General features: G+C 72.7%; 8 protein-coding genes. All 8 read left to right on the forward strand.

The window, feature by feature from the left end; genetic code table 11:
• The first annotated feature begins 4 nt into the window (after nt 1-4).
• From tssK to G537_RS0123535, 8 genes are read left to right on the forward strand one after another with little or no spacing between them, the layout of a single operon-like run.
• Nucleotides 5-1345 carry a type VI secretion system baseplate subunit TssK gene (tssK, locus tag G537_RS0123500; RefSeq protein WP_026872200.1) on the forward strand — a complete coding sequence of 447 codons (1341 nt, stop codon included), beginning with the start codon at nt 5-7 and terminating at the stop codon, nt 1343-1345.
• A gap of 4 nt (nt 1346-1349) precedes the next feature.
• Entirely contained in the window at nt 1350-2759 is a 1410-nt protein-coding gene (gene icmH / locus G537_RS0123505) for a type IVB secretion system protein IcmH/DotU (RefSeq protein ID WP_026872201.1), read from the forward strand.
• A gap of 23 nt (nt 2760-2782) precedes the next feature.
• Nucleotides 2783-6424 (forward strand): type VI secretion system membrane subunit TssM, encoded by a 3642-nt coding sequence (tssM, locus tag G537_RS0123510; RefSeq protein WP_026872202.1) that lies wholly within the window; start codon nt 2783-2785, stop codon nt 6422-6424.
• A complete protein-coding gene (gene tagF, locus G537_RS39505) occupies nt 6406-7098 on the forward strand; it encodes a type VI secretion system-associated protein TagF (RefSeq protein ID WP_051248997.1) in 693 nt (230 codons plus the stop codon). Before tssM ends, tagF begins: the two co-directional genes overlap by 19 nt.
• Nucleotides 7095-7865: a PP2C family protein-serine/threonine phosphatase gene (locus G537_RS39510; protein WP_034852775.1), complete on the forward strand. Its 771-nt coding sequence runs from the start codon at nt 7095-7097 to the stop codon at nt 7863-7865. The genes tagF and G537_RS39510 overlap by 4 nt, the downstream gene beginning before the upstream one ends.
• Nucleotides 7862-9400, forward strand: a complete 1539-nt coding sequence (locus G537_RS45460; RefSeq protein WP_051248999.1) for a serine/threonine-protein kinase — start codon at nt 7862-7864, stop codon at nt 9398-9400. Before G537_RS39510 ends, G537_RS45460 begins: the two co-directional genes overlap by 4 nt.
• On the forward strand, nt 9397-11415 hold the full coding sequence (locus G537_RS0123530) for a vWA domain-containing protein (RefSeq protein ID WP_026872203.1): 2019 nt from the start codon (nt 9397-9399) through the stop codon (nt 11413-11415). The genes G537_RS45460 and G537_RS0123530 overlap by 4 nt, the downstream gene beginning before the upstream one ends.
• Nucleotides 11412-12140 (forward strand): ABC transporter ATP-binding protein, encoded by a 729-nt coding sequence (locus tag G537_RS0123535; protein ID WP_026872204.1) that lies wholly within the window; start codon nt 11412-11414, stop codon nt 12138-12140. The genes G537_RS0123530 and G537_RS0123535 overlap by 4 nt, the downstream gene beginning before the upstream one ends.
• Nucleotide 12141 lies beyond the last annotated feature (1 nt).

Below are 12141 nucleotides of genomic sequence, written 5' to 3' on the forward strand. Positions count from 1 at the left end.
CGCGATGGCCTGGGACAACAAGGTCGTCTGGTCGGAGGGCATGTTCCTCCGCACCCATCACTTCCAGCAGTTCGACCGCTATGTCGAGAAGCTGGTCCGCGCCCGCATCGCCGGCCTGCTGCCCCATGGCTGGGGCATCGGCGCCCTGGCCATCAATCGCGAGCTGCTGACCACCGGGAAGTTCGCGATCAGCGCGGTGCACGGCGTGCTCGAGGACGGCACCCCCTTCGCGGTGCCGGAGGATGTCGATCACCCGGCGCCCCTGACCGTCCCGGAAGGCACGAAGAACGCGATCGTCTACCTGGCCGTCCCGGTGCGCCAGCCCGGCCACCCGGACATCGACCATGACGATGCCAACGCCACCGCGCGCTATGCGACCGTCGACTTCGAGGCCACCGACGCCAACGCCTTCTCCCCGGCTGTGGCGTCGCTGCAGGTCGCGCGCCTCAAGCTGCGCTACCTGCTCGAGACCGACGACCGGTCCGGCTATGTCTGCCTCGGGATCGCCCGCGTCGTCGAGGTCCGCGCCGACCGGTCGGTGGTGCTGGACGACAAGTACATCCCGCCCAGCCTGGCCTGCGACGCCTCGCCCGCCCTGGCGGGGTTCGTGTCCGAGATCCTCGGCCTGCTGCATCACCGGGGCGAGGCGCTGGCCGGCCGAGTCAACGCCTCCGGCACCCGCGGCGTCGCCGAGATCGCCGACTTCCTGCTGCTGCAGCTGGTCAACCGGGCCGAGCCGCTGTTCGCCCATTTCGCGGTGACGCCCGGGATCCACCCCGAGCGGCTGTACGCCACGATGCTGGAGCTGGCGGGCGAGATCGCCACCTTCACCGGCCGGGACAAGCGGCCGGTCGCCTTCCCGCCCTATCGCCACGACGACCTGCAGCGCTGCTTCCAGGCGGTGATGATCGAGCTGCGCCAGGCCCTGTCGGCCGTGCTGGAGCAGAGCGCGATCCCGATCCCGCTGGAGGAGCGCCGCTACGGCATCCGCGTCGCGCCGATCCACGACCGCGCGCTGCTGGACCAGGCCGCCTTCGTCCTGGCGGTCAAGGCCGATGCGCCAGCCGAGGCGGTGCGCCGCCACTTCCCGTCCCAGATCAAGATCGGCCCGGTGGAGCAGATCCGGAACCTGGTGAACGCCGCCCTCCCGGGTGTGACCATCCGGCCGCTGCCGGTGGCGCCCCGGCAGCTGCCCTATCATCCGGGGGCGATCTACTTCGAGATGGACCGGAACAGCCGCTACTGGGAAGAGCTGAAGACGTCCGGCGGCATGGCCGTCCATGTCGCGGGCGAGTTCCCGAACCTCCAGCTCGAATGCTGGGCGATCAAGGCACCGCAGGGATAGGCCCATGGTGGACGACGATCCCTTTGCCGATCCGAAGGACAATGATCGCACGGTGATCCGGCCGCGCCCCGGCGGGCCGCGCCCGGCGGCGGTGGTCAGCGGCAAGGGGCCGGCAGGGGAAGGCGAGCCGACGCAGACGCCGCGCCCGGCCGGGCCGCGCCCGCGCCTGGCCGCCGGGCTGGCGGAGGACGTCCTGTCCGGGGCGGTGCCGATCGCCCCGACCGGGGTCAACGCCGTGGTGCAGGCCGCGACGCCGCTGCTGGCGCTGGCGGTGCGGCTGAAGAACCGGGCGGTGCACCGCGACGTGCAGCTGCTGCGCGAACGGGTGGTGTCCGAGATCCGAGCCTTCGAGCGCAACGCCCTGGCCGCCGGCGCCACCGCCGACGCCATCCGCGCCGCCCGCTACGGCCTGTGCGCCACCATCGACGACCTGGTCCTCAACACGCCCTGGGGCAGCCAGAGCCTGTGGACCAAGCAGTCCATGGTCTCGACCTTCTACAACGAGACCTGGGGCGGCGAGCGCTTCTTCGACATCCTCGACCATCTGATGAAGGATCCGGAGCGGACGCTCGACATCCTCGAGCTCTATTACGTCTGCCTCGCCCTGGGCTTCGAAGGCCGGTACCGGGTGGAGGGCCGCGGGCCGGCGCGGCTGGCCGAGATCCGCGATTCCCTCTACCGCGCCATCCACCGCCGGCGCGGCGAGCGGGAATCCGCCCTGTCGCCGCACTGGACCGGGGTCTCGTCGGAGCGCCGCAAGCTCGGGCGCCTCGTCCCGCTCTGGGTGATCGGGGCCGCCACCGCGGTAATCCTGCTGGCCGCGTTCTTCGGCTTCCAGTGGTTCCTGAACGCCGCGGTGGAGCCGGCGATGGCCGCCACCGCCCAGCTGCCGCCGACCGGGCCGGTGGTGATCGAGCGGCCGGCCCCGATCGAGAAGCCGCCGCCTCAGGTCGTGGTGGTCAAGGAGACCTCCGGCGGCCGGCTCAAGCGTTTCCTGGAACCGGAGATCCGCGAAGGCCTCGTCTCGGTGGAGGAGGATGCGCAGTCGGTCCGCGTGCGGATCAGCGGCAACGGCCTGTTCGCCTCCGCCAGCGATTCGGTGATGCCGGAGCGGATGGCGGTCCTGACCCGGATCGGCAACGCGCTGAAGGAGGAGCCCGGACAGGTCGTGATCGAGGGCCACACCGACAACCAGCCGATCCGCACCCTGCGCTTCCCGTCGAACTGGCAGCTGTCCCAGGCGCGGGCGGAATCGGTGCGCAAGATCCTCGACGGCATCGTCCAGGAGGATTCCCGCTTCTCGGTCGAGGCCAAGGCCGACACCGTGCCGCTGGCCGCCAACGACAGCGCCGACGGCCGGGCCCGGAACCGGCGCATCGAGGTGGTCCTCCTGAAGCCGCAGAGCGGCGGCTGACCCGGACGGAACGATAAGAGCCGATGCGAAATATCCTCTCCGTCCTGACCGCCCGCTGGTTCGTCACGCTGATCGGCGTGCTGCTGCTCGCGACCATCGTCTGGTTCGTCGGGCCGCTGATCGCCGTGGCCGAGGTCCGCCCGTTGGAGGAGGCGCTGATCCGGGTCGTGGTGATCGCCGCGATGCTGGTGATCTGGGCCTTCGCCATCGCCTGGTCGATCGTGCGCAGCCGCAGCGCCAATGCGAAGCTGGTCGACGACATGGCGGCGGCGCAGGCCGCCGACACCGGCGGCGCGGCCGAGGAGGAGATCGAGACCATCCGCGGCCGGCTGGCCGAGGCGATGACGGTCCTGCGCAGCACCCGCCTGGGGCGCAAGGGCAGCCGACGGTGGCTGTACGAGCTGCCCTGGTACATCCTGATCGGCCCGCCGGGGGCCGGCAAGACGACGGCGCTGGTGAACTCCGGCCTCGACTTCCCGCTCGCCGACCGCACCGGGCAGAGCCGCGACGCGCTCCGCGGCATCGGCGGCACCCGCAACTGCGACTGGTGGTTCACCAACGAGGCGGTGCTGATCGACACCGCCGGCCGCTACACCACCCAGGACAGCCATGCGGCGCAGGACGCCGCGGCGTGGAAGGGGTTCCTGGCCCTCCTGAAGCGCAACCGGCCGCGGCAGCCGATCAACGGCGCGCTGGTCTGCGTCAGCCTCTCCGACATCGCGCTGATGCCGGAGAGCGAGCGGTCGGCCCATGCCCGGGCCGTGCGCCAGCGCCTGCAGGAGCTGACGGACGAGCTCGGGGTCCGCTTCCCGGTCTATGTGCTGTTCACCAAGGCCGACCTGCTGGCCGGCTTCGCCGAGTTCTTCGACGATCTGGGCCGGGAGGAGCGCGAGCAGGTCTGGGGCACCTCCTTCGCCTTCGACGACGGCAAGGGCGAGCAGGGCGTGGTCCAGAACTTCCTGCGCGAGTTCGACCTGCTGGTCGACCGGCTGAACGACCGCGTGATCCGGCGACTGCACCAGGAACCCGACATCCGCAACCGCAGCCTGATCTACGGCTTCCCGGCCCAGGTCGCCTCGCTGCGCGAGCCACTGCAGGAATTCCTGACCGAGGCGTTCCGGCCGAACCGCTACGACACGCGGCCGCTGCTGCGCGGCGCCTATCTCACCAGCGGCACCCAGGAGGGGACGCCGTTCGACCGGCTGATGGGCGCCATGGCCCAGTCCTTCGGGCTGGACCGGCAGCAGATGGCGCCGGCGCAGGGCCGCGGCCGCAGCTATTTCCTGACCGACCTGCTGCGCCGCGTGATCTTCGCCGAGGCCCATGTCGTCTCGACCAATCCGCGGCTGGAACGGCGGCTGCGCTGGGTCCGCTGGGGCGCCGTGGCCGCCGCGCTGGTCGCGATCGTGGCCGGCGTCACCGCCTGGAGCGTCAGCTACCTCGGCAACCGCGCGCTGATCGCCTCGGTCACCGACGGTCTGCAGGACTACGCCGGCAAGCTCGGCGACGCCAAGGGGCCGGTCCGCGATTCCGACCTGCGCCCGATCCTGCCGGCGCTGGACGCGCTGCGTGCGGTCCCGACCGGCTATGCGCATCGGGACGAGGACGTGCCGCTGGCGATGCAGTTCGGCCTGTACCAGGGCGATACCCTGTCCCAGGGCACGGTGCAGGGCTACCGGCATGCCCTGAGCAGCCTGCTGCTGCCGCGGCTGGTGCTGCGGTTGGAGGAGATCCTGCGCCGCGTCGACCAGCCGTCGGACCTCGCCTATGTCGCACTGAAGACCTATCTGATGCTGGGCGGCAAGGCCCCCGGTCTCGACCGCGACACGGTCCTGGACTGGCTCAAGGTCGATCTGGCGCAGCGCTATCCGGGCGCGCAGAACGCGGCCCTGCGCGGCGCCGTCGCCGCCCATGCCGGCGCCATGCTGGAACGGCCGCTGGCCGGCATCGACATCGACGGCAAGCTGGTCGAGCGGGTGCGGACGGTGATCGCGGCGACCCCGCCCGCCCAGCGCGCCTACATGCTGCTGACCGCGGGTCCGGCGGTGCAGTCCCTGCCGCTCTGGACGGTGACCGACAATGCCGGCCCCGAGGCGGCGCGGGTCCTGGCCCGGCCGTCCGGCCGCGGCCTGGGCGAAGGCGTGCCGGGCCTGTTCACCTATCGCGGCTTCCACGAAACCGTCCTGCCCGGCATCGAGGAGGCGGCGCGGCTGGTGGCGTCGGAGCGCTGGGTGGTCGATCCCCAGGCCCCGGCCGAAGCGGCCGACGATGCCGCGACGGCGAGGATCGCCAGCGATGCGCTGCAGCTCTACTACAACGACTACATCTCGGCCTGGAACGCGCTGCTGGCCGACATCCGGATCGTCGATTTCGAGAGCCCGGCGCATGCGGTCGAGACCCTGAACATCCTGTCGGGCCCCAGCTCGCCGCTCGCGGCGCTGCTGCGCGGGGCGGCGAAGGAGACGACGCTCACCGCCCCGCCCGCCGGGGAAGCGGCGCCGGGCGGCCAGGAGATGACCGAGGCGCAGAAGCAGGCGGCGAACACCGCCGGCGCCCAGGCCGAGGCCGCGGCGCAGACCCGGCTGGGGACCGGGGGCCGGCTGGCGGCGATGCTGGCCCAGGATTATCTCCGCACCCGGCTCGGCGGCGCCGGCGACGCGGGCGACGCCCCGCCGCCGGGAGCCTATGTCGACGAACGGTTCCGCGACTTGCACGCCTTCGTCCAGGGGCCGAGCGGCGGCCCCTCCCCGCTCGACGACATGATCCGGACCCTGGCCGACGTCTACCGCCAGATGAACCGCAGCGTGATGACGCCGGGCGCCGGCGGCGCCGCGGCCAATGCCGAGCTGGCGGCGCTGGCGCAGCAGCTGACCGCCTCCGCCGGGCGGGCGCCGGAGGCGATGCGCGGCTGGGCGGACCAGATCGCGAAGGCCACGTCCAACGTCACCATCGGCGGGGCCCGGCAGGGGCTGAACGCCGACTGGAACACCACCGGCCGGCCGCTGTGCCAGGCCGCCGTGGCCGGCCGCTATCCCTTCGCCCGCGGCTCGGCCCAGGACGTGAAGCTGGATGATTTCGGCCGGCTGTTCGCCCCTGGCGGGCTGATCGACGGCTTCTTCAGCAAGAATCTCAGCCAGTATGTCGACACGTCGCGCAACCCGTGGCGCTGGGTGAAGCTGAACAATGTCGATCTCGGCATCAATGACGGCGTCCTGGCCCAGTTCGAGAAGGCGGCGCGGATCCGCGACGCCTTCTTCCCCCAGGGCGGCGCCCAGCCCAGCGTCGGGCTGGAGATCTCGCCCATCGACCTGTCGGCCGACGCCGCCAGCGTGACCCTGGACATCAACGGCCAGGCCGTCACCTACAGCCACGGCCCGGTGCGGCCGATGGCGATGCGCTGGCCCGGAGCCGGGGCCGGCCAGGTCCGCGTCTCCTTCACCGGGATCAACGGCGCGCCGGGCGGGGGCATCACGCTGGACGGGCCCTGGGCCCTGTTCCGGCTGGTCGACCGGTCGCGGGTCAGCCGCACCTCGGCCAGCGACCGGTTCCAGTTCACGGTCAGCGACGGCGGCAGCAGCGCCACCTTCGAGATCCGGACCGCCAGCGTCCTGTCGCCCTTCACCCTGCCGCAGCTGAGGGACTTCCAATGCCCGCAGGCGTTCTGACGGAGGGAAGCGGGGGCGCGGGCATCTTCGGCAAGCTGCCGTGGCTCGGCGATTTCGTCACCCGCCGGCTGCCGCGCAGCTTCGTCGAGCCCTGGGATTCCTGGCTGCAGGCGGGGATGGCGGCGACCCGCGAGACGCTGGGCGACGCCTGGCTGGACAGCTTCCTGACCGCGCCGGTCTGGCGCTTCCTGCTGCCGGCGGGCAGCGCCGGGCCGGCGGCGGCCGGGGTGCTGATGCCGAGCGTCGACCGCGTCGGGCGCTACTTCCCGCTGACCCTGGCGGTGCCGCTCGACACCGACCCGCCGCCGGACGCCCCGCTCGCGGCCGGCCCCTGGTTCGACGCGCTCGAGGATGCCGCGCTGGCCGCCCTGGAGGAGTCCGTCGCGGCCGAGGATTGGGAGGCGTCGATCGAGCGGATCGCCCCTTTTCCGGCCGCGGCCCCGCCGTCCATGGCCGAGATCGGTGCCGGCTGGCGCGCCCAGCCGGTGTCCGGCGCCGGCGGCCTCGGCGCGGCCGTGCTGCGCCTGGCGGCGGATCCGGCCGCGCCGCCCCTGGCGCGGTTCTGGACCAACCCCGCCGCCGACGGATGGTGCCTGACCGGGAGCGGCCTGCCGCCGCCGGCGGTCTGGCCGCACGCCTTCATGGCGCCGGCCGCCCAGGCGGAGGCGCCGTGAGCCGCTTCCACTTCCATTGCGCCGGCCGGACCAGCACCGGCGCCGTCCGCCGCCACAACGAGGACGCGTTCCTCGCCCGGCCGGAGATCGGGCTGTGGGTCGTCGCCGACGGCATGGGCGGCCACCGCCACGGCGACGAGGCGAGCCGCATGATCGTCGACGCCCTGGCCGACATCCAGCCGCCGGAATCGGGCATCGCCTTCATCAGCGAGGTGCGCGGGCGGCTGGAGGCGGTCCACGCCGCCCTGCGGGCCGAGGCGGCGCGGCGCGGCGGCGTGATCATCGGCTCGACCGCGGTGGTGCTGATGATCCTGGCCAACCGCTTCGTCTGCCTCTGGGCCGGGGACAGCCGACTCTACCTGCTGCGCGACCGCCAGCTGTGGCAGATCACGCGCGACCATTCCTATGTGCAGGAGCTGATCGACAGCGGCGTGCTGTCGCCGGAGGACGCGCAGGGCCATCCGCAGGCCAATGTGATCACCCGCGCGGTCGGCGCCTCCGACACGCTGGAGTTCGACATGGAGCGGAGCGTCGTCCTGGACGGCGACGTCTTCCTGCTGTGCACCGACGGGCTGACCCGGGTGGTGTCCGACGGCGAGATCGCGAACATGCTCGACGCCATGCCGCCCGAGCAGGCGGCGAACGGGTTGATCGACCTGGCCCTCGGCCGCGGCGCCCCGGACAACGTCACCGTCATCGCCCTCGCCTGCCGGGACGACGAGGAGCGGACCATCCCGCCCGGCCGGCTGACCATGGTGCAGCCGTGACCACGGAGTCGAGGCCCCAGGGCGCGCCGCCGGACCCGACGCGCATCACCGCCCCGGATCACGGCCGCGCCGCGTCCGCCGGGCTCGAGCCGGGCACCCTGCTCCTGCACACCTATCGCGTCGTGCGGCTGATCAACCGCGGCGGCATGGGCGAGATCTACCAGGCCGAGCACATCGACCAGCGCACCCAGCACGCGATCAAGGTGATCCTGCCCGAGCTGGTGGGCGACGAGTCCATCGTCACCCTGTTCCTGCGCGAGGCCCAGGCCCTGCGCCAGATCCGCCACCCGGCCATCGTCGGCTATGACGGGTTGTTCCGGGACGCCGGCGGCCGGCTGCATCTGGTGATGGAGTATGTCGAGGGGCCGTCGTTGCGCGACCGCCTGGCCGGCGGGCCGCTGACGCCCGAGGAGATCGCGCGGCTGCGCAACCGCATCGCCGCCGGGCTGGCCGAGGCGCATGACCGCGGCATCTTCCACCGCGACGTGTCGCCGGACAACGTCGTCCTGGAGCACGGCCGGCTCGAGGCCGCGAAGGTGATCGATTTCGGCATCGCCAAGCTGGCGGATACGGGCATGCGCACCGTGGTCGGCGACAGCTTCGCCGGCAAGATGTCCTGGGCGTCGCCGGAGCAGGTCGGCCTGTTCGGCGGCCAGATCGACGCCCGGTCCGACATCTACAGCCTCGGCCTCGTCCTTGCCGCCGCCGCCCGCGGCCGACCGCTGGACATGGGCCAGACGATGATGGCGACGATCGAGGCCCGGAAGACGGTGCCGGCGCTCGACGGCGTGCCGCCCAGCCTGGTCGGCCAGATCGCCCGGATGCTCGCCCCGGACCCGCTCGACCGGCCGCAATCGATGCGCGAGCTGATCGCCGCGGCGACGCCGCCGCCGGCGCCGCCCCCCGCCCCGGTCCGGCAGCCGCCGTCGCGGCCGTGGCTGTGGCTGGCCGCGGCCCCGCTGGCGCTGCTGGCCGTGGCCGGCGGCGGCTGGTGGCTGGCCAGCGAGGCCGGCCTGACCCAGGGGCTGTTCACGCAGTCGCCTCCGCCTCCGCAGCCCCAGCCGCCGTCGCCGCCACCGCCGTCGGCCAGGGCCGAGGGGCTGACCTCGCCGCCGTCTCCCCCGCCGCCGGCGAAGATCGAGGGCCCGACCGCTCCGCCGCCTCCGCCGCCGACCGATGCCGCGGACACGTCCCTCACCGGCCCGCTTCCGCAGCCCACCCCGGCCGCGCTGCAGCAGATCGTGAAGCTCTCTCCCGACGAGATCTTCAAGGTCGGCCAGCGCTATCTGACCGAACGGGCCGACGCCGACACGGCGCTGGCGCTGTGGCTGCAGGCCTCGCGGAGCGGCAGCGGCGAGGCCGCCTTCGCCATCGCCCGCTTCTACGATCCGGCGACCTGGAACCAGGGCCCGCATCCCTTCACCGCACCCAATCCGAGCAAGGCCCGCGAGTATTATACGCTCGCCCTGCAGCGGGGGGTCGCGGCGGCCCGCGCGCCGCTCGACGCCCTCGGACCGCCCGGAACGACGCCATGAGACGATTCCGCCTCCCCGCCGTTGCCGCCCTGCTCGCGGTCCTCTGCGCCTGGAGCCCTGCCTTCTCCCAGGATCCGGCGGCAGCCGCGCGCAAGCCGCTGCTGATGGAGGGCACGACGACCTTGTGGCAGCGCGTGCTGACCCGGCCCGGGGCACGCCTGGCCGGCGCGCCGGGCGGCGCGCCGAGCGGGGCCGAGCTGCCGCCCCTGTCGATGCTGTTCGTCTATGCCAGGGCGCCGAGCGACGACGGCGTGGCGCTCGAGGTCGGAACCGCCGCGGACGGCAAGACGCTGGGCTGGCTCCCGGCCGCCCAGGTGATCGACTGGAAGCAGACGCTGGTCGTCGCCTTCACCAACCCGGTGAACCGCAACCGGTCGCTGTTCTTCAAGGCGTCCGAGCCGCTGCTGTCGCTGATGGAGGAACCGGACGCCGGCGCCAAGGCCGAAGCCCTGCGCCGGGAGGCGGAATCCGGCACCCTGCCGGCCGACAGCCCGATCGCGTCGATCGAGCCGCCGCGCTGGATCGACCCGGCCAAGAACTTCTACCTGCTGCCGATCCTGAACTGGACCGAGGGCTATTTCGCCTCCGGCTTCTCCGGCCTGGCGCTGCAGGTGGCCGCGACCTCGCTGCAGGAGACGCCGGACCAGCCGGCGGCCGGCGCGGCGACGGAGTTGGGCGGCATGGCCAAGGTCATGGAGGGCTACCGGGCCGGTGTCGTCTTCGTCGTCGACACGTCGTTGTCGATGGACCCCTACATCGCCCGCACCCGCGACACCATCGCCGCGCTGACCGACAAGCTGGCGGCCTCGAAGATCGGCGACAAGCTGAGCTTCGGCTTGGTCGGCTTCCGCGACGTGATGCCGGACGGCAGCCCGGACGGCTACATCTCGAAGGTCTTCGCCAGCCTGGCGGACGGGCGCGACCGCGCCTCGTTCCTGAAGCGGCTGGCCGCGGCGGAGGCCTCGACGAACGACAATCTCGACTTCGGCGAGGACTCCTTCGCCGGGATCAAGACCGCCCTGGACGACATCGACTGGACCGGTGTCGCCGGGCGCTTCGTCGTCCTGGTGACCGATGCCAGCCCACGGCGCGCCAACGACCCCTACTCCTCGACCCGGCTCGACCCCGACCAGATGCGGCTGCTGGCCGAATCGAAGGGTGCGGCGCTGCTGACCATCCATCTGGAGACCCCGGCCGGCAAGGACGACCACGCCGCCGCCACCGACGCCTACACGACGATGACCGCCTATCCGAATGTCGGCAGCCTCTACTTCCCGGTGGAAGGCGGCGACCTGCGGTCCTTCGGCACGGTGATCGACCGCATCGCCGGCATCATGGTGCAGCAGATGGAGGCGGCGGCCGCCGGCCGGGTGGCGGAGACCCAAGGCGAGGCCGAGGCCCGCCCCCCCGACACGCCGCCCGTCCCCGGCGCCGCCGGGCCGGCGGATCCCTTCGCCCGCGCCGGGCTGGTCGGGCGCGCCATGCAGCTGGCCTATCTCGGCCGGACCGAAGGCGGCCGGCCGCCGCGGCTGTTCTCGGCCTGGATCTCCGACCGCGACCTCGCCGATCCGGCGCTCAAGGCGCTCGACGTGCGCGTCCTGATCACCAAGAACCAGCTGTCGGACCTGCAGGCGACGCTGCGGACGATCATCGACGCCGGCGAGGTCACCGCCATCGCCCCGAACGACTTCTTCCGCCAGCTGCGCAGCGCCGCGGCGACCATGGCCCGGCGGCCGGAGGGCGTGGCCCGGGAGGAGGCGCGGCGCCTGGTCGATCTCGGCCTGATCGGCGAGTATCTCGACGGGCTGCCCTATCGCAGCCGGATCATGGAGCTGACCGAGGACGATTGGCTGTCCTGGAGCTTCGGCCAGCAGCGACAGTTCCTGGACGACCTGGAGGCTAAGGTCGCGCTGTACCAACAGATCTACGACAACAACGACCTCTGGATCGCCCTCGACGGCAACCGCGGTGGCGGCGAGGCCGTCTACCCGATCGCGCTCGACGCCCTGCCATGACCGGCTGGGCGGGGGAGAACGTCTACACGCTGCGCGACGTCACGCTGCGCCGCGGCACCGGCACGGCCGTGTTCGAGCTGGTCGTCAGCAGCGTGGTGATCCCGCGCGGCGAGGTGCTGTTCCTGACCGGCCAGTCCGGCTCGGGCAAGTCGACCCTGCTCGACCTCCTGGCCGGCACCCTGGCGCCGGACCGGGCCGGGGTGTTCGAGCTGCGCGCCGCCGGCGGCGCGGCCGCGGATCTGGCGGCGCTGTGGCGCGCCGGACGCCAGAACGCGCTGGCGGCGCTGCGCGCCCGCAGCATCGGCTATGTGCTGCAAACCGGCGGCTTGCTGCCCTATCTGACCGTGGCCGAGAACATCGCGCTGACCGCCCGGATCGCGGGACGCTACGACGCCGTGCATCTGCGCGACCTGGCGCAGCGGCTCGGCCTGACCCGGCTGCTGGGCCTGCCGCCAGGCCGGCTGTCGGTCGGCGAGCGGCAGCGCGTCGCCATCGCCCGGGCCCTGGCCCATCGCCCCGACATCCTGCTGGCGGACGAGCCGACGGCGTCGCTGGACCCGTCCACCGCGGACCAGGTCTTCGCGCTGCTGCTCGAGACCGTGGAGCGGCTGCGGACCACGGCGATCATCGCCTCGCACGACTGGTCGCGGGCCGACGGTCGGCGCCGGATCGGCCATTCCCTGCGGCGCGAGGACGACGCCGTGCGCGCCTATTTCTGGACCTGAG

Origin of the sequence: Inquilinus limosus DSM 16000 (genome assembly GCF_000423185.1) — a bacterium.
GTDB lineage: Bacteria > Pseudomonadota > Alphaproteobacteria > DSM-16000 > Inquilinaceae > Inquilinus > Inquilinus limosus.